At 67.7% G+C, this 24,025-nt stretch carries 24 protein-coding genes and 1 tRNA gene; 11 read left to right on the top strand and 14 right to left on the bottom strand.

The window, feature by feature from the left end:
- The first annotated feature begins 257 nt into the window (after window positions 1-257).
- Window positions 258-1,799: an ATP-binding response regulator gene (locus C457_RS07370; RefSeq protein ID WP_008093299.1), complete on the top strand. Its 1,542-nt coding sequence runs from the start codon at window positions 258-260 to the stop codon at window positions 1,797-1,799.
- Window positions 1,800-1,804: 5 nt separating this feature from the next.
- Here C457_RS07370 and pyrI read toward each other — a convergent pair whose 3' ends face one another.
- From pyrI to gdhB, 5 genes are all read right to left on the bottom strand, one after another.
- The gene (gene pyrI, locus C457_RS07365) at window positions 1,805-2,272 is read right to left on the bottom strand and encodes an aspartate carbamoyltransferase regulatory subunit (RefSeq protein ID WP_004977049.1); all 468 of its coding nucleotides are present in this window, start codon (window positions 2,270-2,272) and stop codon (window positions 1,805-1,807) included.
- Entirely contained in the window at window positions 2,269-3,183 is a 915-nt protein-coding gene (gene pyrB / locus C457_RS07360; protein ID WP_008093297.1) for an aspartate carbamoyltransferase, read from the bottom strand. The genes pyrI and pyrB overlap by 4 nt, the downstream gene beginning before the upstream one ends.
- A 168-nt stretch (window positions 3,184-3,351) precedes the next feature.
- Window positions 3,352-4,605 (bottom strand): Glu/Leu/Phe/Val family dehydrogenase, encoded by a 1,254-nt coding sequence (locus C457_RS07355; protein ID WP_008093296.1) that lies wholly within the window; start codon window positions 4,603-4,605, stop codon window positions 3,352-3,354.
- A gap of 138 nt (window positions 4,606-4,743) precedes the next feature.
- The gene (locus C457_RS07350; RefSeq protein WP_008093294.1) at window positions 4,744-5,583 is read right to left on the bottom strand and encodes an HpcH/HpaI aldolase/citrate lyase family protein; all 840 of its coding nucleotides are present in this window, start codon (window positions 5,581-5,583) and stop codon (window positions 4,744-4,746) included.
- Between the two features lie 51 nt (window positions 5,584-5,634).
- On the bottom strand, window positions 5,635-6,921 hold the full coding sequence (gdhB, locus tag C457_RS07345) for a glutamate dehydrogenase GdhB (protein WP_004977053.1): 1,287 nt from the start codon (window positions 6,919-6,921) through the stop codon (window positions 5,635-5,637).
- Between the two features lie 184 nt (window positions 6,922-7,105).
- Here gdhB and C457_RS07340 point away from each other — a divergent pair, with 184 nt between their 5' ends.
- Together C457_RS07340 and C457_RS07335 are read left to right on the top strand one after the other, a co-directional pair.
- Window positions 7,106-7,606 carry a MaoC family dehydratase gene (locus C457_RS07340; protein WP_338036217.1) on the top strand — a complete coding sequence of 167 codons (501 nt, stop codon included), beginning with the start codon at window positions 7,106-7,108 and terminating at the stop codon, window positions 7,604-7,606.
- 96 nt (window positions 7,607-7,702) lie between these two features.
- Window positions 7,703-8,158: a DoxX family membrane protein gene (locus tag C457_RS07335; RefSeq protein ID WP_008093289.1), complete on the top strand. Its 456-nt coding sequence runs from the start codon at window positions 7,703-7,705 to the stop codon at window positions 8,156-8,158.
- Here the strand turns inward: C457_RS07335 and C457_RS07330 are convergent.
- The 4 genes from C457_RS07330 to C457_RS07315 form a co-directional block, all read right to left on the bottom strand.
- Entirely contained in the window at window positions 8,142-8,501 is a 360-nt protein-coding gene (locus C457_RS07330) for a DUF5658 family protein (RefSeq protein WP_008093287.1), read from the bottom strand. The genes C457_RS07335 and C457_RS07330 overlap by 17 nt on opposite strands.
- Window positions 8,502-8,690: 189 nt before the next feature.
- Window positions 8,691-10,436, bottom strand: coding sequence for an acyl-CoA carboxylase subunit beta (locus C457_RS07325; protein WP_008093285.1), 1,746 nt, complete (start codon window positions 10,434-10,436; stop codon window positions 8,691-8,693).
- Window positions 10,437-10,644: 208 nt separating this feature from the next.
- Entirely contained in the window at window positions 10,645-11,538 is an 894-nt protein-coding gene (locus C457_RS07320) for a class 1 fructose-bisphosphatase (RefSeq protein WP_008093281.1), read from the bottom strand.
- Window positions 11,539-11,839: 301 nt separating this feature from the next.
- Window positions 11,840-12,754, bottom strand: coding sequence for a helix-hairpin-helix domain-containing protein (locus tag C457_RS07315; RefSeq protein ID WP_008093279.1), 915 nt, complete (start codon window positions 12,752-12,754; stop codon window positions 11,840-11,842).
- Window positions 12,755-12,878: 124 nt separating this feature from the next.
- On the opposite strand from C457_RS07315, the gene C457_RS07310 reads away from it, so the two are divergent.
- Window positions 12,879-13,739, top strand: coding sequence for a 3-hydroxyacyl-CoA dehydrogenase family protein (locus C457_RS07310; RefSeq protein ID WP_008093277.1), 861 nt, complete (start codon window positions 12,879-12,881; stop codon window positions 13,737-13,739).
- Here C457_RS07310 and C457_RS07305 read toward each other — a convergent pair.
- Window positions 13,736-13,990, bottom strand: a complete 255-nt coding sequence (locus C457_RS07305; RefSeq protein WP_008093276.1) for a hypothetical protein — start codon at window positions 13,988-13,990, stop codon at window positions 13,736-13,738. The two genes, C457_RS07310 and C457_RS07305, sit on opposite strands and share 4 nt — an antisense overlap.
- 111 nt (window positions 13,991-14,101) lie before the next feature.
- Here C457_RS07305 and C457_RS07300 point away from each other — a divergent pair, with 111 nt between their 5' ends.
- The 5 genes from C457_RS07300 (at window position 14,102) to C457_RS07280 (ending at window position 19,610) form a co-directional block, all read left to right on the top strand.
- Window positions 14,102-15,094 carry an ABC transporter ATP-binding protein gene (locus C457_RS07300; RefSeq protein ID WP_008093274.1) on the top strand — a complete coding sequence of 331 codons (993 nt, stop codon included), beginning with the start codon at window positions 14,102-14,104 and terminating at the stop codon, window positions 15,092-15,094.
- Entirely contained in the window at window positions 15,091-16,956 is a 1,866-nt protein-coding gene (locus tag C457_RS07295) for an ABC transporter permease (protein ID WP_008093273.1), read from the top strand. The genes C457_RS07300 and C457_RS07295 overlap by 4 nt, the downstream gene beginning before the upstream one ends.
- Window positions 16,949-18,007, top strand: a complete 1,059-nt coding sequence (locus tag C457_RS07290; RefSeq protein ID WP_008093271.1) for an ABC transporter permease — start codon at window positions 16,949-16,951, stop codon at window positions 18,005-18,007. Before C457_RS07295 ends, C457_RS07290 begins: the two co-directional genes overlap by 8 nt.
- 96 nt (window positions 18,008-18,103) lie before the next feature.
- Window positions 18,104-18,442 carry a DUF5798 family protein gene (locus tag C457_RS07285; RefSeq protein ID WP_008093269.1) on the top strand — a complete coding sequence of 113 codons (339 nt, stop codon included), beginning with the start codon at window positions 18,104-18,106 and terminating at the stop codon, window positions 18,440-18,442.
- A 187-nt stretch (window positions 18,443-18,629) separates the two neighbouring features.
- Window positions 18,630-19,610: a PLP-dependent cysteine synthase family protein gene (locus C457_RS07280; RefSeq protein ID WP_008093267.1), complete on the top strand. Its 981-nt coding sequence runs from the start codon at window positions 18,630-18,632 to the stop codon at window positions 19,608-19,610.
- Window positions 19,611-19,661: 51 nt separating this feature from the next.
- On the opposite strand, the gene C457_RS07275 is transcribed toward C457_RS07280, so the two are convergent.
- From C457_RS07275 to C457_RS07265, 3 genes are all read right to left on the bottom strand, one after another.
- Complete coding sequence (locus tag C457_RS07275) at window positions 19,662-20,081, bottom strand: CoA-binding protein (protein ID WP_008093265.1); 420 nt, start codon at window positions 20,079-20,081, stop codon at window positions 19,662-19,664.
- Between the two features lie 128 nt (window positions 20,082-20,209).
- Window positions 20,210-20,821 carry an RAD55 family ATPase gene (locus C457_RS07270; RefSeq protein ID WP_004977073.1) on the bottom strand — a complete coding sequence of 204 codons (612 nt, stop codon included), beginning with the start codon at window positions 20,819-20,821 and terminating at the stop codon, window positions 20,210-20,212.
- A gap of 187 nt (window positions 20,822-21,008) precedes the next feature.
- Window positions 21,009-21,863 carry a geranylgeranylglycerol-phosphate geranylgeranyltransferase gene (locus tag C457_RS07265; RefSeq protein WP_008093262.1) on the bottom strand — a complete coding sequence of 285 codons (855 nt, stop codon included), beginning with the start codon at window positions 21,861-21,863 and terminating at the stop codon, window positions 21,009-21,011.
- A 94-nt stretch (window positions 21,864-21,957) separates the two neighbouring features.
- On the opposite strand from C457_RS07265, the gene C457_RS07260 reads away from it, so the two are divergent.
- Both C457_RS07260 and C457_RS07255 read left to right on the top strand, forming a co-directional pair.
- A tRNA-Arg gene (locus C457_RS07260) sits at window positions 21,958-22,032 on the top strand.
- Window positions 22,033-22,419: 387 nt separating this feature from the next.
- Entirely contained in the window at window positions 22,420-23,757 is a 1,338-nt protein-coding gene (locus C457_RS07255) for a permease (RefSeq protein WP_008093261.1), read from the top strand.
- An 81-nt stretch (window positions 23,758-23,838) separates the two neighbouring features.
- Here the strand turns inward: C457_RS07255 and C457_RS07250 are convergent.
- Window positions 23,839-24,025: nonhistone chromosomal protein (locus C457_RS07250; RefSeq protein ID WP_004977094.1), on the bottom strand; the 187-nt coding region annotated here is incomplete at its 5' end.

Raw genomic sequence — 24,025 nt, 5'->3', positions numbered from 1 at the left:
GGTGTCTCCGCTCCCGGAGAACACGGTGTAGAGGACCGCCACGAGCGCCAGTACCAGAACCAGTTTGGCCTTCTTGGACATACCGAATACTTCGACTGCACCGCACTAAGTGATTACGACACCGGGGCAACTGCGGCGAGCGATTTAAAAACTGGATGCACGTTCCGAACTGTCGTTGATTAAATGACAGAACGCGCAGAAAAGTTATCTTATCTGAGAGCATTCCGTTACTCGTTCAGTTTCCTCTGCTCCGCCCGATGCAATTCGATACTCCGCTCCGCGTCCTCTCCGCCGACGGCGACCGCGCGATTACCCGCGCCGTCCAGCGGACGGTCTCGAACGCCGTCGTCGAGTCGGCCGAGACGCTCGCCGCCGCTCGCCGCGCCCTCGACGGCGACGACGCGTACGACTGTCTCGTTCTCGGTTCGGCGTTTCCCGACGGTGACGGGGTCTCCCTGCTCCGCGAGATTCGCGCGGCCGGCGGCGACCTCCCGGTCGTCTTCCTCGCGCCCGGTGACGCCGACCACTCCGTGACCGAACTGGTCGATTTAGCTATCGACGCGTACCTCGCCCGCGAGGAAGTCCTCGCGCGGGCGACGGCGACCGCCGACGACGCCGGTGGTGCCGACGACGCCGAAGACCCGCTCGGCTCGCGGGTCCAGCGACTCGCCCGCGAGCGCCGCAGGACGCGGGCCACCCGCGGGACGGCCGAACGGGTCGAGGAGGCAGTCGACACGGAATGGTTCATCGAAGACGCGCTCGACGCGCTCGACGACGTGTTCTACGTCTACGACAGCGAGGGGAAACTCGTCTCGTGGAACGAGCGACTCTCGGAGCTCACCGGCCTGTCGGACGCCGAACTCACCGGCATGTCGGCCGACGCGTTCTTCCACGAGGCCGACCGACCGGCGGTCGAGCGCGCCGTCGAGGAGGTGATGCGGACGGGGACGACCGTCGTCGAAGCGCGGCTCCCGACCGACGACGAGACGCTGTTGTTCCAACTCACCGGCCGCCGGCTCACGGGGCCTGACGGGGAGGTCGTCGGCTTCTGCGGCGTCGGTCGCGACATCACGACCCGCCGGCAGCACGAAGAGCAGCTCGCACAGCAAAACGAGCGACTCGGGGAGTTCGCCCGGGTCCTCTCGCACGACCTCCGAAACCCGCTTTCCATCTCGATGGGCTTTCTCGACCTCGAACGAGAGGCCAACGACTCCGAACATCTCGAACGGGTCGCGACCTCGCTGACCCGCATCAGCGACATCGTCAACGACGTGTTGACCGCGGCCCGAAGCGGAAGGGCGGTCATCGATTTCGCGCCCGTCTCGCTCGAAGCGGTCGCCCGCCGGGCGTGGAACACGGTCGAGACGGGCGACGCGACGCTCGTCGTCGAGTCCTCGGCGACGGTTCACGCCGACCCCGGTCGGCTCCAGCGGCTGTTCGAGAACCTGTTTCGGAACTCGGTGGAACACGGTTCCACGGGCGGTCGAACCCCGCCGCTGACCGTCCGCGTCACCGCGTCGCCGGCCGAGGTGACGTTCGCGGTCGAAGACGACGGTTCCGGCATCGACGCCGCCGTCGCAGCGCGGGTGTTCGAACGCGGCTTCACCACCTCGGCCGAGGGGACGGGCTTCGGCCTCGACATCGTCCGGTCGCTCGCGGAGGCCCACGGCTGGACCGTCTCCGTCGGGTCGGCGGCGACCGGCGGCGCGCGCTTCGAGTTCGACGGCGTCGAGTTCGCCGACGAGGACCACCGCTGTCAGGCGAGCGCCGCGCGAAAAAGGCCGTCGAACGAGTCCTAAAACGGTCAGTTCACGTCGAGGTTGGCCGCGACTTCGTCCTCGCGGACGATGGTCTCGCAGTAGTCGCAGCGCACGCCGTCCGAGAGGACGGTAAAGCGGGACCGGATGGGTTCGTCGGCGTTTGAGATGCAGTTCCTGTTCGGACACGAGATGATGCTCGCGACGGCGTCGGGGCGGACGACGCGGTTCTTCTCGACCACGTCGTAGTCGCGGACGATGTTGATGCTCGCGGCGGGCGCGATGAGCGACAGCACGTCCACCTCGGACTGGCTCAGTTCGCGGCCTTCGACCTTCACGATGTCCTTGCGGCCGAGGCGGTCGGAGGGGACGTTCATCCCGACCGAGACCGCCTCCCCGCTGGTGCCGTCGATGCCGAGGATGGCGAGGACGTTGAGCGCCTGTCCCGCGGCGACGTGGTCGATGACGGTGCCGTTTCGAATCTTCGAGACGCGGAGTTGGTGGTCGTCTGTCATCGGTCTTGGGAGAGGAGGATGTCCAACAGCGCCATTCGGACCGGGATGCCGTTGTGAGCCTGTTCGAAGTATGTCGCGTGGTCGGTGTCGTCGATGTCCGGCGAAATCTCGTCCACGCGGGGGAGCGGGTGCATGACGGTGAGGTCGTCCGCCGCCGACTCCAGCGTCTCAGAGTCGATTTGGTACTGTCCCGCGACTTTTCGGTACTCGTTTTCGTCGGGGAAGCGCTCGCGCTGGATGCGCGTCACGTAGAGCACGTCGAGTTCGGGGAGCACCTCGTCGAGTTCGGTGTGTTCTCTGACCTGCGCGCCCGAGGCGTGGAGGTCGTAGCGGACGTTCCGGGGGAGCCGCAGGCTCTCGGGGCTGACGAAGTGCTGGCTGGCGTCGAAGTTCGTCAGCGCCTCGGCCAGCGAGTGGACCGTCCGCCCGTACTTCAGGTCGCCCATGATACCGATGGTGAGGTCGTCGAGGCCGGCGTTCTCCCGGATGGTGTAGAGGTCGAGGAGGGTTTGGCTCGGGTGCTGGCCCGCGCCGTCGCCCGCGTTGACGAGCGGTACGTCGACGAACTCGGAGGCCATCGTGGCCGCGCCCTCGCTGGGGTGTCGGAGCACGAGCGCGTCCGCGTAGCCCTCGACCACGCGGACGGTGTCGGCGAGCGTCTCGCCCTTCTTGACCGACGACGACTCGACCGGTCCCATATCGACGGTCTGGCCGCCGAGGCGTTTCATCGCGGAGTCGAAGCTCATCCGAGTTCGCGTGCTCGGCTCGAAGAAACAGAGCCCGAGAACCTTTCCGGCGTGTCGCTGCCGGAACGCGGCCGGGTCGTCGTCGATGTCGGCCGCGCGGTCGAGCACCGCCTCGATGTCCTCCCGCGAGAGGTGCGACGCGGAGATGAGGTGGTCCTGACGCATCGATGAATGACGCGACCTACACCGACTTGAATCCCCCGGCATCGGACGCTTCGCGTGATATTCACCACCATGCACAGAATCACCGACACCGCCGACCGCGGCGGAAACAGAAACTCGGTCGAAACGGTCGGAAAACGAGGCGACGACCGACGCCGAACCGACTCGACCTTACGGCCAGTTACCGGCGGAGTCGTAGGAGTCGACGACGCGCCGGATGGCGACGACGTAGGCCGCGGTGCGGAAGTTCGGCAGGTCGTGGGTCTCGTAGGCGTCGACGAGTTCCTCGAAGGCGTCGACGATGACGCGCTCCAGTTCGTCGTTGACGCGGTCTTCGGTCCAGTAGAACCGCTGGCGGTTCTGGACCCACTCGAAGTACGAGACGGTGACGCCGCCGGCGTTGGCGAGGATGTCGGGGAAGACGTGGACCTCGCGCTCGGTGAGCACGCCGTCGGCGTCCGGCGTGAGCGGGCCGTTCGCGGCCTCGACGACCACGTCCGCGTTCACGTCGTGAGCGAGTTCGCCGTCGATGGCGTTCTCCAGCGCGGCGGGGACGAGCAGGTCCACGTCCAGGGTGAGCAGTTCCTCGTTGGAGATGGCCTCCGTTCCCTCGTAGTCCGAGACGGTGCCGGTCTCGTTTTTGAACTGCTTGACCGCGCGGGTGTCGAGGCCGTCGGGGTCGTAGATGCCGCCGGAGGAGTCGGAGACGGCGACGACCGACGCGCCGAGGTCGTCGATGAGCTTCGCGGCGACGGAGCCGGCGTTCCCGTAGCCCTGGACGGCGACGGTCGCGCCCTCGATGTCGCGGTCGAGGTAGTCGAACGCCTCGCGGGCGGTGAGCATCGTCGAGCGACCGGTCGCCTCGACGCGGCCCTCGCTCCCGCCGTTCGAGAGCGCCTTCCCCGTGATGACGCCCGGAGCGGTGGTGTTTTCGAGGGTCTCGTAGGTGTCCTTAATCCAGTTCATCTCGCGCTGGCCGGTGTTCACGTCGGGCGCGGGGATGTCGCGGTTCTCGCCGATGAGTGGGCGAAGCTCCTTGGCGAACGACCGGGTGATGCGTTCGAGTTCGGACTCGGAGTACGCCTTGGGGTCGATGACGATACCGCCCTTGCCGCCGCCGTAGGGGATGTCGACGACGGCGCATTTGTACACCATCCAGCCCGAAAGCGCCTTCACCTCGTCTCGGCTGACGTTCGGGTGGTAGCGAATCCCGCCTTTGTACGGGCCGCGGTCGCCGTTGAACTGCGACCGGTAGGCGCGAAACAGTTCGACGTCGCCGTCGTCCATCTCGACGGCGAGGTTCGTTTCGAGGACTCGCTCGGGGTTTTTCAGCCGCTCGATAACGTCGTCGCGCACGTCGAGGTAGGCGGCCGCGTCGTCGATTTGCTCCTGTAGACTCTCGAAGGGATTCGCCTCTTGTGCCATGTCCTAATACGCTCCGGGCATCCGGTTAAGCGTAGCGGGGATTTTAGCATACCACAATATTGAGACACATACTCATCGATAAAAGGTAACAGCCAACGGCGGTTGGTTCGACGGGCGGCCGCGCCGGCCCGAGCGCGCTCAGTACGACTCGCCGGCGCGGTCGAGGATGTTTTCGGCCTGCTTGACGAGCGGGGCGTCTATCATCTCGCCGTCGACGCCGAAGACGCCTCGACCCTCTCGTGCGGCCTCGTCGCGGGCGCGGAGCACTTTCTTAGCCCACGCGACATCCTCGTCGTCGGGCGAGAACGCCTCGTTGATGACGGGCACCTGCGCGGGGTGGATGGCGAGTTTCCCGTCGTAGCCGAGCCGTCGACCGAACGCGGCGTCCTCGCGGAGCCCCGCTTCGTCCTGATAGTCGACGTGAAGGGTGTCGATGGCGTCGACGCCGGCGGCCGCGGCCGCGACGACGACGCGCTCGCGAGCGTAGAGCACCTCGGTCCCGTCGTCGCTCCGGGTCGCGCCCACGTCGGCGGCGAAGTCCTCCGCGCCGAAGACGACGGCGGCGGTGTCGGGCGCGGCCGCGACCTCGGGAGCGGTGAGGACGCCCGCCGCGCTCTCGACGATTGCGATGACGGGACAGTCCGCACCGGCCTCGCGGGCCGCGACGGCGACGCTCGTCACGTCGTCCGCGCTCGTCGCCTTCGGGACCACGAGCGCGTCCGGCGGGTGGGCGGCGCAGACGGCGGCGATGTCGTCGCGGCCGGCCTCGCCGGGGTTGACGCGGACCGCGACCTCGGCGTCGGGGTCGAAGTCGGGGTCCGAGAGGACCGCGGCGACGGTCTCCCGAGCCTCGGCTTTCCTGTCGGGCGAGACGGCGTCTTCGAGGTCGAAGACGAGCACGTCCGCGCCCGCACCGGGGGCTTTCCGCAGCAGTTCGGGTCGGTCGCCGGGGGAGAACAGGACGCTTCGTCGGGGCATGGTGTGTGTATCGAGGTGGGTTGTGAAATACCGACCCGTCGCCGACCCGGCTCAGGGCCAGAGGCCGCGGTGTTCGTGGGCCTCGGAGACGCGTTCGAGCGCGACCATGTAGGCGGCGTCGCGCCACGTCACGTCGTGTTCCTCGACGCGCTCGCGGACGGCGGTCCACGCGCGGAGCATCTCGGTCTCCAGTTCGTCGTGGACGCGTTCGAGCGACCACGAGCGGTGGTTGAGATCCTGCAGCCACTCGAAGTACGAGACGGTGACGCCGCCGGCGTTGGCGAGGATGTCGGGGACGACCGGAAGCTCGCGCGCCTCGAAGATTTCGCCCGCGGCCGACGTGGTCGGGCCGTTCGCGCCCTCGACGATGAGGTTCGCCTGCACGTCGCGGGCGTTCTCGGCGGTCAGGACGTTACCGACGGCGGCCGGAATGAGCACGTCCACGTCGAGTTCGAGCAGTTCCTCGTTCGAGAGCTTCCGCGGCGCGTCGTACTTCATGACCGCCTCGGGCTCTTCCTCGTGGGTCGGCACGTCGCGGGTGTCGAGGCCGTCGGGGTCGTAGATGGCCCCGTTCACGTCGGAGACGGCGACGACCGTCGCGCCCTCGTCGTCGAGGAGTCGCGCGGCGGGCGCGCCGACGGACCCGAACCCTTGGACCGCGACGGTGGTGTCTTCGATGTCCCAGCCGAGGTAGTCGATGGCCTCGCGGGCGATGATGGCGACGGAGCGGCCGGGCGCGGTGTCGCGGCCCTTGCTCCCGCCGACCACAGGTGGCTTCCCCGTGACGACGCCGGGCGTCGTCTCGCCTTCCTGCATCGAGTAGGCGTCCATGAACCACGCCATCGTCTGGGCGTCGGTGCCCATGTCGGGCGCGGGGATGTCCTTCGTGGGGCCGATGAAGGGGCGAAGCTCTTCTGCGAACCGGCGGGTGAGCCGCTCTTTCTCGTCGGTCGAGAGGTCCTTGGGGTCGACGACGATGCCGCCTTTCCCGCCGCCGAACGGGAGGTCCATCACGGCGCACTTCCAGGTCATCCACATCGAGAGCCCGATGCACTCGGCTTCGGTCACGCCGGGGTGGAACCGGAGGCCGCCCTTGTACGGCCCGCGGACGCTGTCGTGCTGGGCGCGGTAGCCGGTGTAGACCGCGGTCGAGCCGTCGTCGCGTTCGAGGGGCACCGAGACGCGGTGGACCTGATTCGGGTGTCGGAGCCGCTCGATGACGCCGGGGTCGACGTCGAGGTGCGCCGCCGCGCGTTCGAGCTGCCGGCGGGCCGTCTCGAGGGCTGTCTCTTCCGTCGGTTCGTCGTCCGTCGCGGTGGATGGTGCTGCGGATGCCATGATGGTTCGTGCCGGGCGGATGCCGGCTGAGCCGAGAGACAGACGCGCTGTCCCGCGCCCGTCGGGGCCGACGAATCGGCCGCCATCGGGCGCTTTCGCAATCCTCTATTGTGGATAATTATAATGGTTGTTATCTAGTTTCGCTCGGGGCAATAGTTGTCACACTGGAGTGCCGACCGGCACGATTTTATCACGGTCTATCACACGATTTGCCATGACCGGGCTGTACTACGAGGAGTTCGAGGTCGGTCAGACCATCGAACACGAGAAACGACGCACCGTCTCGGAGTCGGACAACCAGCGCTTCTGCGACATGACGATGAACCAGCAGCCGCTCCACCTCGACGCCGAGTTCGCGGGCGACTCGCAGTTCGGCGAGCGACTGGTCAACGGCCTCTACACGATGAGCCTCGCGGTCGGTCTCTCGGTTCCCGACACGACAGACGGGACCATCGTGGCGAACCTCAGCTACGACGACGTGTCCCACCCGAACCCGGTGTTCCACGGCGACACGCTCCGCGCGCAGACGACCGTCCTCGACAAGCGTGAGACCTCCGACGGCGAGCGCGGCGTGGTGACGATGAAAGTCGAGGCGTTCAATCAGGACGACGACCTCGTCTGCGAGTTCGAGCGGACGGCGCTGTCGCTGAAACGCGAGTTCGCCGCCGACGCGGACGACGCCTGAGCTGGGCCGGGTCGGGTTGGGCCGAGCCACGGCGCGTCGCCCCGCGTCTCCGTAACCCACCCGCACCGTTTTCTCCCCGGCGTCGCTAGCCGGGACATGGATTTCGACGGCCTCTCCGCGCGCGCCACGTCAGTCGCCGACTGGGCCGCCTCGGTCGCCGCCCGCGCCCCCGAACCGACGACCGTCGCCCGGGTCGGCCTTGGCGCGATGGTGTTCGCCGCGGGCGTCCACAAGCTTCTGGACCCGCTTTCGTGGTCGGCCTACGTCGTCCCGTGGCTCGCGCCGTTGCTCGTCGTCTCGCCGGTGACGTTCATGCTCGCAAACGGCGTCCTCGAAGTCGGGTTCGGCGCGGCCATCGTCGCCGACCGCTACACTGCCCTCGCGAGCGCCGTCGCGGCCGTCTCGCTGTCGGCGACGTGTCTCTATCTCGCGGTCGTCTTCGTCGCGGAGGGCGGCCTGTTCGGCGACGTGCTCGCCCGCGACATCGGGTTGGCGGGGCTCGCGTGGGCCGTCTTGGTCGAGTCGCTCCGGCGGCCTACCCGAACACCGTGACGAGGATGAGTTGGGTGTTCATCAACCCGGCGACACCCCACGGGACGGCCACGCCGATGGGAATCGCGCCGCGGTAGCGACTGGGGAGAACGCGCCACGCGACGACCGCGACCGCGAGGACGACGAGTTTCAGCGAAATGAGCGCGCCCACCGGGCCGAACGCCGGGATGAGCGCGAGGACGACGGGGTTCAGTTCGGCGAGGCCCCGGCCGAGCCCGTAGAGCGTCGTCAACACGTCGAGGACGAACGCCAGCATCGTCACGGTCCAGAGGACGTGCTCGTCGCTTATCGCGTGTGCGAGTGCCGCTCGGGGCGTCTCGGGAAGGGGAACTTCGTGGCTCATGGCGGGCTATCGGCAGGCGACGGCCCCGAAGCCGGGACGTGACAGGTCGGGTGGGACCGAGTGGGACGGAACGGGAGTCGGCCGACGATGAGGTCCGTAGCATCCCGACCGTCCTCAGTACGAGCCGCTTAGGTCAGTTACCGTGAGATTACCTGCCGGAAAAACGGAGCATTAACCGCCGAGACCGGCTCAGAGAACCGTTCCGTGCTTCTTGTCCGGGAGCGACTTGTCCACGTCGGCGTAGAACTCGAAGCGGGCGACGAGTTCGTCCCGGAGGCTCGACGGCGGGACGATTTCGTCGATGACGACCTCGCTCGCCATCCGGTGGGCGTCGATGTCCTCGCGGTACTCCTCGCGGAGTTCGTCTTCCATCCGCGCCCGCTCTTCGGGGTCGTCGATGTCGGCGAGCTTGTTCGCGTAGACCGCGTTGATGGCGGCTTCGGGACCCATGATGCCGATTTCGCCCGAAGGGAGCGCGATGACGCTCTCCGGGTCGTAGGCGGGGCCGCCCATGGCGTAGATGCCCGCGCCGTAGGCCTTCCGCACGATGACGGTCTGTTTGGGGACCGTCGCCGACGACGTGGCGTAGATGAACTTCTTGCCCTTCTCCAGGATGGCGTCCTTTTCGACCTGCGAGCCGGCCATGAAGCCGGGGGTGTCGCAGAGGTAGAGAAGCGGAATCTCGTAGGCGTCGCAGGTCCAGATGAACTCCGCGGCCTTCTCGGCGGCGTCGGGGAAGATGGCTCCCGACCGCTCTGTGGGTTGGTTGGCGACGATGCCGACCGGCCGGCCGTCGATGCGGGCGAACGCGGTGACGATTTCCTTCCCGTAGTCGGGCTTCAGTTCGAACACCGACTCGGCGTCGACGACGCGCTCGATGAGGTCGTGGGCGTCGTAGGGGCGGTTCGGCGATTCGGGGATGAGTTCGTCGATGCCGTCGGGCGAGTACCGTGGCGGTTTCGACTCGGAGCGCGGCGGCTTCTCGCCGGCCTTGTCGGGGAGGTAGGTGACGAGTTGCGAGACGAGTTCGCGGGCGTGCGCCTCGTCGCGGGCGACGAGGTCGGCGCTGCCGGACTCCTCGGCGTGCATCCGCGCGCCGCCGAGGTCCTGCATGGATATCTCCTCGCCGGTGACCATCTTCACCATGCGCGGCGAGGCGATGGCCATCGCGGACATCCCCTCGACCATGATGGTGAAGTCGGCGAAGACGGGCGTGTAGGCCGCGCCGGCGATACACGGCCCGTAGAGGACGCATATCTGCGGGACGTACCCCGAGAGCATCGAGTGGTTGTAGTAGTACTTCCCGATGCCCTCGCGGTTGGCGAAGAAGCCGGTCTGCTGGTCGATGCGGCCGCCCGAGGAGTCCATCAGGTAGAGCACCGGCTTGCCCGTCTTGAGCGCCCGCTGCTGCATGCGGAGGAACTTCTCGACGCCGCGGCGGGCCATCGACCCGGCCTTGACGGTGAAGTCGTTGGCCATGAAGTGGAGGTCGCGGCCCTCGAACTCGGCGGCACCCGTGAGGAGACCGTCGCCGGGCAGCCGGGTGTTCGGGTCCGCCTCGTCGACCTCGGGGGAGTTCTCGTGCCACGAGTCGAAGTTGGCGAATTTGCCGTCTTCGAACTTCAGTCCCTCCGGGAACCAGAGGTCGAGGCGGTCGCGAACGAACAGTTTGCCGGACTCCGGCAATCGCTGTTTGTACTTCTCGGGGCCGCCGCCGAGGATGTCCGCTATCTCCTCGCGGAGTTTCTCCTCGCGCTCGGTCGGTCCCAAGTCGTCGTCGAGCGGGAAGGTGTCCGCGGGCGGTTCGGCGTCCGCGACGGCCTCCTCGCCGTCGCCGACGAAGACGTTCACGTCCGTCCCGAGGTGTCGCGCCAGCGCGCTGGCGATGGCCTCGGCCTCGTCGCCGGTCGCGCCGTCGCCGATTCTGACCTTCATACTCGGTGATGCACCACCGTATTCAAAATGGTTTTCCATGCACGATTTGCTGGTCGGGCGAATGGAGGCCGACGACTATCTGGCCGGAGACCGCTCGCTGTCGACGACGGAGTCCGCGGAAAACGAGTGTGCCCGGTCGTTTCGGTTCGCTCGGTGCGGTCGGTGCGGTCGGCGGACTAGTCCCGCCAATAGACGGGCTGGCCGCGCGTCAGTCCAGCGCCGCTTCGAGCTTCGCCACGAGGTCGGTGTTGCCGACGTACATCGGGGTCCGCGCGTGGAGGTCGTCCTTGTCCACGTCGAGGAGCGACTTCGCGCCGTCGGAGGTCGCGCCGCCGGCCGTCTCGATGACGTAGCCGATGGGGTAGCCCTCGAACTGGACGCGGAGTTTGCCCTCGGGAGCGGACTCCAGCGTGGGGTACGCGAAGATGCCGCCGTAGGTGAGAATCTGGTTCACGTCGCCGATCATCGAGCCGCCGTAGCGGAGCTTGCGCGAGGCGTCCTGTTCGACCTCGCGGGCGAACGCCTCGAAGTCGTCGGTCCAGTCGGGGACGCGGCCGCCGAAGCCGTAGACCGAGCCCTCGTCGGGGAGTGTGACGTCCTCGCGGACGAGTTCGTAGCTCGCGTCGTCGTGGATGACGTACTCGTCGACGGTGCCGTTGCGGGCGACGACCATCGTCATGACGGGGCCGTAGAGGACGTAACCCGCGGCGACGAGGTCGCGGCCGTGGGCCGGAAGCGGGCCCTCGTACACCGCGAAGATGGTCCCCATCGTGTTGTTCGGCTTCAGGTTCGACGAGCCGTCGAGGGGGTCGACCGCGACCGACAGCCGACCGGTGCCCACGTCGACGGACTCGGGGCGCTCTTCGCTGGCGTACTCACCGACGCCCTCGAGCGCGCCGATGCGCTCGCAGAGGAGGTCGTCGGCGAACACGTCGGCGGCCATCTGCGTCTCGCCGCTCGGGTTCTCGTCCTCGGCGGTGACGCGGCGGCCGGGAAGACCGGTTCGAATCTCGGGCGCGGTGCTCGCGATGACGTCGACCACCCCATCGATGGTCCGCACGTCGCGGGCGGTGTCGGCGGTGTTGATGTCCGTCGTCGCCATCAGGCCCACCCCTCGGAGCGTCGGCGAGTCGGGCGTGAATCGTCGGCGAGTCGGGAGCGTTCCCCGAGCGTCGTCGGGGCGGGAGATACCGTCTGCGGGGAGTCGACGGCCGTGTCGGAGCCGGGCATCATCTGATTCAAAGTGGTGTAACTACCTATATAAAATCTGCGTCTAATGTGGTTTAGGAGATATTGCCGAATTCCTCCGTTATGGGGTTCGTAACGAAATATTACGGCAGATGATTCTCCGAATGAAAATTACTACTCAGATAGTAAAAATTCGGATGTGGCGGCGGGAGCGCTCACTCCATCGCGTCGCGCGCCTGCGCCTTCCACGCGCTGACGACGGTCGGGTCGATTCGGAGGGCATCGGCGACGTGTTCCGGGTCCGCGGTGGCGAGTCGCCTGACGGAGCGGACGCCCGCCTCGGCGAGCAGTTCGGCGTCGTCCTCGTCGACGCCGGCGAGCGTCGTCAGCGGCTTCGGCTTCGACCGCTCGCGCCACGCCGCCTCGGCCGCGAGCGCGTCTCCCGAGCCGTCGGCCGACGCGTCGTTCGTCTCCCGCCCGCTGGGTGTCCAATCACCCGACTCGGTCGTCTTCGAGGGCGCATCCGCGTCGTCGCTCGCTCCCGACGGCGTCCAGTCGCCGTCCCGTGCTGGCCCGCTCGAACCCGCCGCTTCGCTCCGGCCGCTGGGGGTCCAATCGCCGGCGTCGCGCTCGTCGTCACCGGTGTCTGCCTCGTCGGTCGCATCCCAATCGCCCGAACTCGCGGCGACCCACGCGCGCTCGTCGTCGCCCAGTCCGCGAACCTGCGAGGAGCGTCGGTCGAGGTCGTCGCCGGAGTTGAACGACCACGAAAGCGAGTGCCATCGCCGAATCTTCGCCGCGACGCCGGGGTTCGTGCCCGCGGCGACGAGGTCGCGGTAGCACACCTCGCCGTCGACGATAGCGTCCACGTCGATGTTCGACTCGGCGAGGGATTCGGCCGTCGCCGGGCCGACGTACTTCAGGTCCTGTAGCTCGGTCGGCACGGCGTCGCTCGCGCGGGCACCTCGCGGTCTGAGCAGGTGTGTCAGCGCCTCGTCGGGGTTCGACGGCCCCTCGTCCGCCTCGTTTGCCCGGTTCGTGCCCTCGCCGTCGCTCCGGCGCGCGTCCGAGACGGCTTCCCCTCCGTCCCCGCCCGCGTCGTCTTCGTCGTATCTGCCGGCGTCGTTCACCCCAGTCACCGTTGCATATCCCCATTCTTGCGCCCGACTTGAGTCTTCCCGTGGTAGTCACGAGTCTGTCACTATTCCGAACACATCGGCAAGTTTTACCTCCCCACCTCGCGCAGACCCGGACATGTACGATACCGAAGATATCGACACGGTGGGCGTCGTCGGCGCGGGAACGATGGGCAACGGCATCGCGCAGGTGGCCGCGATGGCCGGCTACGACGTGGTCATGCGCGACCTCGAAGCGGAGTACGTCGAACGCGGGCTGTCGGCCATCGACGACAGCCTCTCGCGGTTCGTCTCGAAGGAGAAACTGACCGCGTCGGCGGCCGACGCGACCAAGGGGCGTATCTCGGGGACGACCGAACTCTCGGACCTCGCCGACTGCGACCTCGTGGTCGAGGCGGCCGTCGAGAACATGGACCTGAAACGCGACATCTTCGCCGACCTCGACGACATCGTCCCCGAGGGCGTCGTGCTGGCGACCAACACCAGCACGCTCTCTATCACGACCATCGCGGCCGCGACCGAACGCCCCGAACTCGTCGTCGGCCTCCACTTCATGAACCCCGTCCCGATTATGAAGGGCGTCGAGGTCGTCCGCGGCGAGAAGACCGACGACGAGGTCGTCGCCTTCGCCCACGACTTCTCCGAAGACCTCGGCAAGGAGACGTGGGAGTCCGACGACAAGCCCGGCTTCGTCACCAACCGCATCCTCATGCCGTGGCTCAATGAGGGCATCCGCGCCTACGACGAAGGCGTCGCCTCCAAGGAGGACATCGACCGCGGCATGACTCTCGGCACGAACGTCCCGATGGGTCCGCTCACCCTCGCGGACCACATCGGCCTCGACATCTGTCTGGACGCCTCCGAGACGCTGTTCGAGGAGCTCGGCGACCGCTACAAGCCAGCGTACCTGCTCAAGCGCAAGGTCGCAGCGGGCGACCTCGGCAAGAAGACGGGCAAGGGCTTCTACGAGTACGACTAACGGCGCTCTCCGGTCGGCGCTGTCTTCGACCCCGAACCCGAACCGCGGCGATAGCGCATTACACCGGCACCGACCGCCCCCGCGACCAGAAACAGCCCGCCCAGCCCCGCCAGCGCCACCGCCAACCCTTCGACGGTCTGTGACCCAGCGGCGGCGACGAAGGCGATGAGCGCGCCGAAGAGGAACACGGCGGCGACGAATCCGCCGACGAAGAGGACGAACGACGGCGAGAGGAAGTCGTCTGCGGGCATACTCTCACCTTGACCGCGAGGAGACGAAACTGTTGCCCCGCGAAGGAGAAGGCTATCAAACCTGAAATCCCGCGCGAACCCTTTTATCCCGTCCCGCGTGAAGGTCTCTCAATGATTACGGTCGAGAACCTGCGGAAGACCTACGGCGACTTCCCCGCCGTCGTGGGAAGCGATTTCTCGGTCGAGTCGGGCGAGGTGTTCGGCATCGTCGGCCCCAACGGCGCGGGGAAGACGACGACGCTGAAGATGCTCGCCGGGCTCGTCGAACCGACCGGCGGGTCGGCGTCGGTGCTCGGATACGACCCCGAGGAGCCGGCGATGCGGCGCAAACTCGGGTTTCTCCCCGAGGAGTCGCCGCTGTACGAGGACATGACCGCGCGGTCGTACCTCCGATTCTTCGCCGACCTCTACGACGTCCCCCGCGACGTGGCCGACGAGCGAACCGGCGCGGTGCTCGACCGCCTCGACCTCGAATACCGCGACCGCCGACTCGGCGACATGTCGAAGGGGATGAAGCGCAAGGTCGCCATCGCCCGGTCGCTCGTCAACGACCCCGACCTGCTCATCTACGACGAACCGGCCAGCGGCCTCGACCCCCTGACGACGAACGTCGTCTTGGAGTTCGTCCGCGAGCTCCGCGACGAGGACAAGACGGTCGTCTTCAGCGCGCACAACCTCTTTCACGTCGAGTCCATCTGCGACCGCGTGGTCATCATGAACCGCGGCGAAATCATCGCCCGCGGGACGGTCCCCGAGATTCGCGCGGAACACGGCGAGACGACCTACCGCGTGTTCACGACCGTGCCGCTCCCGGAGACCCTGCCCGCGGACGACGAGGTCGGAGGCGAAGGCGAGGAGCGCCACGTCGCCGTCGTCGACGAGATGGCGGCCGTCGAGTCGCTCCGCGAGGCGGCCGGGGCCGCCGGCGGCCGCGTCGCCGACATCCGAACCGACGAGGCGTCCTTAGAGGACATCTTCCTCCGACTCGCTCGCGAAGCACCGACCACGAGCGAAGCCGAGGGCGGTCGCGGAACGGCCGCCGCTGGCGACCACGTCGCCGGCGAGCGCGAGCAACGTGTCGCCGGAGGTAACGGGCAGTCGTGACCGACCTCCGAACGCGACTGGTCGCGCACGCCCGGACCGTCCTCCGCATCGCCCGCTGGGAGGTGTCGCGCTCGGCGGGGACGCTCGACCGCCGGACCGCCGTTATCGGACTGGTCGCCGTCCTCGTCGCCGGCGGCATCGCGGCCGGCGCGGCCGGTGGCGGGGTCGCGCTCGACCGCGACCTCTACCGCGTCGGCATCGCCAGCGACAGCCCCTACTACGACGCGGTCGACCAGTCGTCGACGCTCGACCCGCGACCCGTCTCGGACCCGAACGTCGAACTCGTCGTCAGCGAGACGCACATCTCGGTCGCCGACACGCAGACCGGCCGGGCCGCCTACAGCGCGTTCCGCGACGCGGTCCAGTCGTACAACGAGCGGCAGATGGCCCGCGAGGAGAACCAGTCGGCCGCGTTCCCGGTCGTCGTCGACCTCCAGTACCGCGAGCGCGCCGCGCTTGTCCCGGCCGGGAGCCGCGTCGACGGCGGCGCGGGCGGAGGCGGCGGCGAAGCCGGAACCGGCGACGGGGGCGGAACCGACGCTGGAACCGGAAGCGGAACCTCCGGCGACGCCGACGGTGCGGGCGGGACAGCGACCGACGGCCCGGCCGCGTCCGACGCCGCGGCGGCCGACGACGGCGGCGTCGACGCCCCGTCGCTCGGTGGGATGGCGAGCCTCTTCGGCGGCGACACCAGCGGGTCGCCGGCGAGCATCAGCCCGCCGTTCCCCTTCGCCTCGCTCGTCCTCGCCTTCGCCTTCCTCGTGCCGATGAACTTCGTGATTCAGGCCTACGGGTCGAGCGTCCTCAACGAGCGCATCAACCGCCGCGGCGAGCTGCTCCTCGTCGCGCCCATCTCGCCGGGCGACATCGTCGCCGGCAAGACGCTCCCGTACCTGCTCGGCACGGTCGCGATAACTATCGCCATCGCGGCGGCGGTCGGCGGCGGCGTCGTCTCGGTGGCGGCGGTCGTCCCCATCGGCCTCCTGTTTCTCGCGTCGACGTTCGTCGGCGCGATGTTCGCCCGCTCGTTCAAGGAACTCACGTTCGTCACGGTGACGGTGTCGGTGTTCCTGACGACGTACACGTTCGTCCCGGCCATCTTCACGAACGTCACGCCCATCGCGCTCATCTCGCCGCTGACGCTCGTCGTCCGCGACCTCGCCGGCGAGTCGATTCCGCTCGGCGAGTTCCTGTTTTCGGTCGGGCCGATTCTCCTCGCGGCGGGCGTGCTGTTTCTCCTCGGCGTCGGCGTCTACCGCGAGGAGGACATGTTCACCCAGCGGCCGGTCCCGCTGAAGTTTCTCGACGCGCTCGACAGCCGAATCTCGCGGGCGCGCTCCGTGGCGACCCTGTCGGCGCTGTCGATTCCGTTCGTCTTCATCGCCGAACTGCTGGCCATCGCGGTGCTGTTCGTCCTCCCGGTGGACCTGACCGTCCCGATGATTCTCCTCGCGGTCGCGGTCATCGAGGAGTTGGCCAAGAGCCTCCACGTCCTCGCGGCCTTCGAGAAGGCGCGGTTCTCCCGGACGCTCCGGTCGTCGCTCGTCCTCGGCGGGCTCTCGGGGCTCGGCTTTTTCGTCGGCGAGAAGTTCACCGCCATCGCCCAACTCGCCGGGTTGCAGTCGCTCACACTCGGGCAGACCGCCTTCGCGCCCTCCGGCGTCGGTATCGGCGACGGGACCGGCGTGAGCGCTCTCGTCGTTCTCGGCTTGTTCCTCGCGCCGCTGGCGCTCCACGCGGTGACGGCCAGCGTGACCGCCTTCGGGGCGAGCCGGGGTCGCTCGGCCTACGGCGTCGCGCTCGCGGGCGCAATCGCGATTCACCTCGTCTACAATCTCCAGGTGGTGAGCGCCCTTGGGTAGCCCGCGACTCGCCATCGCCCGGCGCGAACTCGGCAGTCTCCGCAAGGAAAAGACCATCGTGCTGGCGCTGGCCATCCAGCTGTTCGTCGCGGCGTTCTCGTCGTTCCTCGTCGTCGGGCTCGTCTCGCTGTACGACCCCGGCGCGGCGAGCTATCAGGTCGACGTGGCCGTCGCGGGCGACGAGGAGGCAGTCGAGGACCTGCTCCGCGCCGTCGGGACCGAAGACGGTCTCAGCGGGCGGCCGTACTCGTCCACGTCGGCCGCGATGACGGCGTTCCAAGAACGGCAGGTCGATGCCGTCTTAGAGGCGTCAACGGGCGAGGACGGCAGGATACGAGTCGCGGCGGTCGCGCCCGATACGGGCGTGGAGACGACGGCGGTCGTCGTCCGCCTCCGCGACGCGCTCCGCGAACTGGAGCGTAACGAACGCGCGGAGCGGAGCGCGTTCCTCGCCACGGACCCGCTGTCACTCCCGCCGGCGGCGGAGTCGAGCCCGTACTTCGGCTTTACCTACACGGTGCTCGTCCCGCTGTTGTTGTTCCTGCCCGTGTTCATCTCCGGGTCGCTGGTGGTCGATTCGCTCACGGAGGAGGTGGCCCGCGGGACGCTCGAACTCCTGCGGGTCGCGCCCGTGAGCTTCGCGGCCGTCGTGGACGGAAAGCTCCTCGCGGCCGGCGGGCTGGCACCCGTGCAGGCGGTGGCGTGGATGCTCCTCCTCCAACTGAACGGGTCGACTATCGAGAGCGTCCCGTGGCTGTTCGGCATGGTCGCCGGGCTCTCGGCCGTCGTCGTCACTCTCGGCGCGGCGGTGGCGATTACCTCGCCCGACCGCCGGGTCGCCCAACTCCTGTACTCCATCGGCGTGCTTCTCGTCTTCGCGGGTACGTCGCTCCTTCCATTGAGCCCCGCGAACACGGCCGCGCGGCTGGCGCTCGGGACGGCGGGGGTCGGCGCGAAAGTCGCCGTCGCGGGGCTCGTCTTCGTCGGCGTCGTCGCGCTCGTCGGCCTCCGGTTCGTCGTCGACCGGGTGGACCCGAACGAACTCGGCTGAGGCTCCGTCTCTCAGTTCCGCTCTCGGCGGTCGCGTCCGACTCCGCTCCGACACCGCACCGGAAGTCGTACAAGCCCCGAGTCCGAGAGGCGACACATGGCACTCGGAGGCACCGCGAAGAAGCTCCAGAAGGTCGCAGAGATGGCCGAAGACGTGTACAAGAAGCTCAACGAACTGCGCGAGCAGGTCGTCGAGGTCCGCGAGACGGTCAACGAGACGAAGTCGCGCGTCGACCGGCTCGAAGCCGAGAACGCCGAACAGCGGGCGATTCTCGAAGCCATCGCCGAAGAACAGGGCGTCGACCTCGACGCCGCCATCGCGCAGGCGCACATCTCCGAAGCCGAGGAAGGCTCGGCCGGCGGCGACACCGAGGCGACCACGGACGCGTCTGGCGCCGATGCCGACGCACCGAGCGACACCACCGACGAAGCGTAATCCGACCCGCCCCTCCGTCTCTCTCCGTTCTCTTTCGACATCCCGTCCCCGCCACAGCCTCGCTGCCAGTCCCGAAGACGACGCTTTGCTTTCGGCCGGCGTCAGTCGCTCCGGTCGCGAGTCGACCGCCGACGAGGGACGAACCGGGATGAAAACGTTCAGGGCCAGGGGCAACTTTTGCCCACGTATGACCACGCACCGCGACCCCCTCGACTCGGTGCTCGACGCCGTCGGCGAGACGCCGCTCGTCAGAGTCCACGCGTCGCCCGACGAGGTGCCCGTCTACGCGAAGCTCGAATCGTTCAACCCGGGCGCGAGCGTCAAGGACCGCATCGGGACGTACATGCTCGAACGGATGCTCGAATCGGGCGAACTCCCCGAGGGCGGCACCATCGTCGAGCCGACCGCCGGCAACACAGGCATCGGCTTCGCCGTCGCGGCCGGACAGCTCGGCATCCGCGCGGTGTTCGTCGTCCCCGAGCGGTTCAGCGTGGAAAAACAGACGCTCATGCGCGCGCTCGGTGCCGACGTGGTGAACACGCCCACCGAAGACGGGATGGGCGGCGCTATCGACCGCGCTCACAAGCTCGCCGACGAACTCGACGACGCCGTCGTCCCCCAGCAGTTCTCAAACCCGCTCAACCCCGAGGCGCACTACGAGACGACCGCGCCCGAGATTTACGACGCCCTCGACGGCGAGGTCGGCGCGCTCGTCGCCGGCTGCGGCACCGCGGGCACGCTCATGGGCATGGCGCGGTACGGCCGCGAGCACCACGAGGACACGTTCGTCACCGCGGTGGAACCCGAGGGCTCGCTCTACGCCCGGCTCCACGGCCGCGACGTGGCGGAGGCGTCGTACAAGACCGAGGGCATCGGGACGCACGACCCCGCGACGAACGAGCTGTTCGACCCCGAACTGGTGGACGAAATCGTCCAAATCGCCGACCGCGACACCCACGACGAGATGCAGCGCCTCGCCGCCGAGGAGGGCCACCTCGTCGCGTCGAGCGCCGCCGCCAACTCGCTGGCCGCCGTCGACGTGGCCGAGCGCGCCGCCGCCGGCGACCTCGACCTCCCGTACGACGCCGTCGTCACCGTCTTCCCCGACTCCTCGGAGCGATACCTCTCGAAGGGCGTCTACGGCGACTTCGAGTCGTGGGAAGGGTGAAAACGGCGGTTCAGCGGCCGGCTCAGGCCGACTCGTCGCTCCGCCGTCCGCTCAGGCGAGCCGCGAGTGTTCGACCTTGAAGCACTTGTCCTGGACGAACGAGAGCCCCGCCTCCTCGGCGCGGGCGGCCGCGTCGTCGTCGCTGATGCCGAGTTGGAGCCAGACGGCCGCCACGTCGCCGCGGGCGTCGGCGCGCTCGATTGCGGCGTCGACGATGCCGCCAGCCTCCTCGGACGGCCGGAACACGTCCACGAGGTCGATGTCCTCGTCCACGTCGGCGAGCGAGTCGTACGCCGTCTCGCCGAGGATTTCGTCGTGGAAAGGGTTGACCGGGACGACGCGATAGCCGTGGCGCTGCATGTACGCCGGGACGTCGTGGGCGGGCTTGCCGGGCGTGGCCGAACAGCCGACGACCGCGATGGTCTCGGCGTCGAGCAGCGCGCGGATGTCGTCGTCGCTGGTGATGGGCATACCTACGACGTGGCCGGCTGCGGATAAAAATCTCGGGCGGCTGTGCGGTCTGCTCGCCGTTCCAGTAAGTCAGAAGACCCGTCGATTTTGCCGTCGTCGCCGACGCGGTCGCCGCTGAAACTCCCCGATTAGTGGTCCGCGATGCGGATGTCCGGCGGCGCGTCCTCGTGAGTCGTGATGATGCCGTCGAAGAGCTGTTTGATGGTGTTCATCGTCCGGTCGTCGTGGGCGTCGGCGTCGATGGTGAACAGGCCGAGGCCGCCGACGCTCTGGATGCGGCCGGTGAACACGTGGAGGAACCGGAAGACGGTCTGGAGGTCGGCGTACATCAGGAGCGTCGACAGCGAGTGGAGCATGATGCGGTTCTCCGGCAGGCCGCGGTCTTGGTAGTACTCCTGGAGAATCTCCGAGAGCTTGATTCCGATTCCGGTCATGTCGACCGGCGACGACGTGTATCGGATTCGCTCGTCGTCGCGGACCTCGCCGACGCCCTGCTGTTTCGTGACGCAGTCGACGACCGCGACGGGTTTGCCCTCGTAGTCGAGTCGCTTGCCGAAGTCGTTGAGGATGCGGTCCGCGCCGTCTTTGGTCGTGACGATAACCGCGCCCTCGCCGTTTCGGGTGCCCTCGGCGAGAATGTCGAGCGCCAGCGAGCGCTTGCCGGTCAGCGGCGGCCCGACGAGAAGGAGGTTCGTGCCCGGTTCGACCTCGACGTCGAGGTCAGCGCCTAACTTATACATGCGGGTACCTCGGTTCGACGGTATCGACTCCGAGGAACGCAATCGCGTGACGCTTCCGCTCGCCGAGGGTCATCGGATAGTACGACCATGCGGTGAGCCGGTAATATTCTTTTTGATTGGCGGATAGAACGCTCCCCGTTCGTCGGCGCGTTCCCCGGAATCCGACCGATTGTTCGTCCGCATACATTTATATGGTTCCTCCAGTCTGCGCCGTCGCCCGTCCGACGATGAAGGCGAACGCCGCTAAAAACATCCCGTATTTGAGTCGGCGCTGCGCCGCGGCCGGGTCGGCGAACGACCGAACCGCGGCCGCGAGCATGACCGCGTCGGCGGGGGCGACGATTCCGAGGTACGCCAGCCCGAACCCGCCCCAGACGAACGGCACCGCGCTCGCGGCGACGGCCACGACCAAGACGACCGCGCCGAGCCACAGCGACGCCTCCTCGCCGACGACGATGGGAAGCGTCCGCAGTCCCTCTTCCCTGTCGCCGCCGATGTCCTCCACGTCTTTGACGATTTCGCGGGTCAGCGTCGCCAGCGCGGCGAGTACACAGAGGACGACCGCGCCCAACGGCTCGCCGATGGCCGCGCCGCCGAAGAGGAACGTCGAGCCAGTGAGCGCGGCGACGACGACGTTGCCGACGCCCGGGAGGCCCTTGAAGAACTCCGTGTACGCGAGGAGCGCGACGAGGTTGACGACGGCGATGGCGATGGCGACGACCGGGAGGACGAACGCCGAGACGACCGCCCCGCCGAACAGCGCGATGCTGAACCACTTCGCCTCGGCCGCGGTCACCGCACCGCGCGGAATCGGCCGGTCAGGGCGGTTGATGCGGTCGATATCGCGGTCGAAGTAGTCGTTGATGGCGTTACCCGCCCCCGTGGCGAACACGGTGGCGAGCATCGCCGCGACGACGACGAGCGCGTCGCTCGGGGACGCCCCGGCGACGAACGCCCCGGTGAACGTGAGGACGCCGGCGGCGACGGCGTTTCCCGGTCGGGTGAGTTCGGCGAACCCGCGCGCTCGCGTACCGAGAGACATACCCCGTACTGTTCGGAGGTCGCGTATAAATCGCGCGGAGTCGCCGCCTCGAATCAATCCATTTAAAACAATCCACGACAGACGAAGTCATGTAGGGCGCTTAGCTCAGTCTGGACAGAGTGCTTGGCTTCGGACCAAGTTGCCGTGGGTTCAAATCCTGCAGCGCCCATGATTCTCTCGCAAACAACGTGAACTGAGAGTCATCTTCCGCGGGAACTGGAACTCTGTGGCCGGGGCGGCAGACAGCCTCTCCCGCCAGTCACCGCCGTCCGCGTCGCCTCTTCTCACGGAACGCCACGGAACGAACCGCGGTAAGGGTCATGCGTCGGGGGGAGGCCCCACGCGAAGGTAACCCTCTAGGGTCGGGAGAGAATCCCCCGCCGTCGCACGCATCACGCTCCTTCCGTGGGGCGTCGGAGCCGTCGTACCGACGCTCGGCTTTCCGCTCTAAACTCGACGGCAGACTCGACTTCACAACCCAAACTTGCGCCGCGCCGAAACCCCGATTCTCCTAGGCACAATCCAGTTAGGGACGGCTCCCCTCATATCCGACCACATGGACCGGACCGAATACGCGATACTCACGGTCATCGCACTCGCGACGGTCGGAATCGGCGTGTTCACGACCACGGAGCCGCTGGGAACGTTCCTCGTCGAGAGCGCCCGAGAGGCGCTTTCGACGACCGCGGCCATGGCGTGGGTGACGTGGTGGGCGCTCGTCGTCGGCTTCGCAATCGCCGGCGGCGTGGAGGCGTGGACCTCGGGCGAGGAGGTCTCGGAGCTACTGGAGGGCCACGGTCCGAGAGAAATCGGCTACGGCTCGCTGTTCGGCTTCGTCTCGTCGTCGTGTTCCTACAGCGCTATCGCCACGGCGAAGAACCTGTTCAAGAAGGGCGGGTCGGCGGCGGCGACCCTCGGGGCGTTCATGTTCGCCTCGACCAACCTCGTCATCGAAATCGGCGCGGTCATCTGGATTCTGCTCGGCTGGCAGTTCCTCGTGGCCGACATCCTCGGCGGGTTCATGCTCATCGGGTTGATGGCGTTCGGCTTCGTCTACCTCGTGCCCGACGAGGTGGTCGAACAGGCCCGACAGAACGTCAAAGACGAGGGTTCGGAGACCGTCCGCGACCCCGTCTGCGGGATGGAAGTCGACCCCGACGAGACCGAGTACTCGGTCGAACACGACGGGCGGACGTTCTACTTCTGCTCGACGTCGTGCAAGGAGAGCTTCGACCCCGAGAAGGCAAACACGACGGTCCGCGAGCAGGCGACGTCGCTGTCGGGGTGGAAGGCGCTCGCCGACAAGCAGTGGAAGGAGTGGGGGATGCTCTGGGACGAAATCGCCATCGGGTTCGTCTTCGCCGGCCTCATCGCCGGGTTCATCCCCGAGTCGGTGTGGACCTCGGTGTTCTCGGGACCGACGTTCGGCGTTCCCGTGTACGTGTTTTGGACCGCGGTCCTCGGGGCCGTCATCGGCGTCGCCACCTTCGTCTGCTCGGTGGGGAACGTCCCGTTCGGGGCGGTCCTGTTCTCGAACGGCCTGCCGTTCGGGAGCGTCCTGAGCTACATCTACGCGGACCTCATCGTCCCGCCCATCATGGACGCCTACCGCGAGTACTACGGGACGAAGTTCGCGGCGATTCTCTCGGGGATGATATTCGTCGCGGCGGTCCTGACGGGCGTGGTCGTCCACTTCGTCTTCCTCGGCGCGGGGCTCATCCCGTCTCCCGAGAGCGTCCAAATCGTCGAGGTAAGCATCGAGGCGGATTACAAACCCGCGTTGAACGTGTTCGCCACCGGCCTGTTCGGCGTCCTCTACTGGCTCCACCGCTCGGAGTCGGTCGGCGACGAGGGACGCGGCGGCCACGGTGAGGCGGCGAACGTCGGCGGCTAAGCCGCCGACTCGACACGTAACCCACGAACCGCAAAAAACGAAGTCGGGGTTTTCCGGCCCGGCCGAATCCCCGGTTCACGTCTATCGGTGCTCGATGCCCTGCTTCGAGACGTTCGCTCGGGTGACGTAGTCGTCCATCCACTCGGGGTCATCGTCGCCTTTCTCCTCGGTCCACGCCCACCCTTCGTAGACGTGGACCCGGTCGGTCCCGCGCTCGCGGAGCCTGAGCGTCGCTTTCCCGTCGATGTCGTCGGGACTCGGGGCGGGG

The sequence above is a fragment of the Haloferax prahovense DSM 18310 genome (genome assembly GCF_000336815.1).
Taxonomy (GTDB): Archaea; Halobacteriota; Halobacteria; order Halobacteriales; family Haloferacaceae; genus Haloferax; species Haloferax prahovense.
This window is presented reverse-complemented; position numbering and strand designations above follow the sequence as displayed.

Excerpts from the sequence above, each read along its gene's own strand:
- C457_RS07370 (WP_008093299.1), top strand. The coding sequence starts at position 258 with ATGCAATTCGATACTCCGCTCCGCGTCCTCTCCGCCGACGGCGACCGC.
- pyrI (WP_004977049.1), bottom strand. The coding sequence starts at position 2,272 with ATGACAGACGACCACCAACTCCGCGTCTCGAAGATTCGAAACGGCACC.
- pyrB (WP_008093297.1), bottom strand. The coding sequence starts at position 3,183 with ATGCGTCAGGACCACCTCATCTCCGCGTCGCACCTCTCGCGGGAGGAC.
- C457_RS07355 (WP_008093296.1), bottom strand. The coding sequence starts at position 4,605 with ATGGCACAAGAGGCGAATCCCTTCGAGAGTCTACAGGAGCAAATCGAC.
- C457_RS07350 (WP_008093294.1), bottom strand. The coding sequence starts at position 5,583 with ATGCCCCGACGAAGCGTCCTGTTCTCCCCCGGCGACCGACCCGAACTG.
- gdhB (WP_004977053.1), bottom strand. The coding sequence starts at position 6,921 with ATGGCATCCGCAGCACCATCCACCGCGACGGACGACGAACCGACGGAA.
- C457_RS07335 (WP_008093289.1), top strand. The coding sequence starts at position 7,703 with ATGGATTTCGACGGCCTCTCCGCGCGCGCCACGTCAGTCGCCGACTGG.
- C457_RS07330 (WP_008093287.1), bottom strand. The coding sequence starts at position 8,501 with ATGAGCCACGAAGTTCCCCTTCCCGAGACGCCCCGAGCGGCACTCGCA.
- C457_RS07325 (WP_008093285.1), bottom strand. The coding sequence starts at position 10,436 with ATGAAGGTCAGAATCGGCGACGGCGCGACCGGCGACGAGGCCGAGGCC.
- C457_RS07320 (WP_008093281.1), bottom strand. The coding sequence starts at position 11,538 with ATGGCGACGACGGACATCAACACCGCCGACACCGCCCGCGACGTGCGG.
- C457_RS07310 (WP_008093277.1), top strand. The coding sequence starts at position 12,879 with ATGTACGATACCGAAGATATCGACACGGTGGGCGTCGTCGGCGCGGGA.
- C457_RS07305 (WP_008093276.1), bottom strand. The coding sequence starts at position 13,990 with ATGCCCGCAGACGACTTCCTCTCGCCGTCGTTCGTCCTCTTCGTCGGC.
- C457_RS07300 (WP_008093274.1), top strand. The coding sequence starts at position 14,102 with ATGATTACGGTCGAGAACCTGCGGAAGACCTACGGCGACTTCCCCGCC.
- C457_RS07285 (WP_008093269.1), top strand. The coding sequence starts at position 18,104 with ATGGCACTCGGAGGCACCGCGAAGAAGCTCCAGAAGGTCGCAGAGATG.
- C457_RS07280 (WP_008093267.1), top strand. The coding sequence starts at position 18,630 with ATGACCACGCACCGCGACCCCCTCGACTCGGTGCTCGACGCCGTCGGC.
- C457_RS07275 (WP_008093265.1), bottom strand. The coding sequence starts at position 20,081 with ATGCCCATCACCAGCGACGACGACATCCGCGCGCTGCTCGACGCCGAG.
- C457_RS07270 (WP_004977073.1), bottom strand. The coding sequence starts at position 20,821 with ATGTATAAGTTAGGCGCTGACCTCGACGTCGAGGTCGAACCGGGCACG.
- C457_RS07265 (WP_008093262.1), bottom strand. The coding sequence starts at position 21,863 with ATGTCTCTCGGTACGCGAGCGCGCGGGTTCGCCGAACTCACCCGACCG.
- C457_RS07255 (WP_008093261.1), top strand. The coding sequence starts at position 22,420 with ATGGACCGGACCGAATACGCGATACTCACGGTCATCGCACTCGCGACG.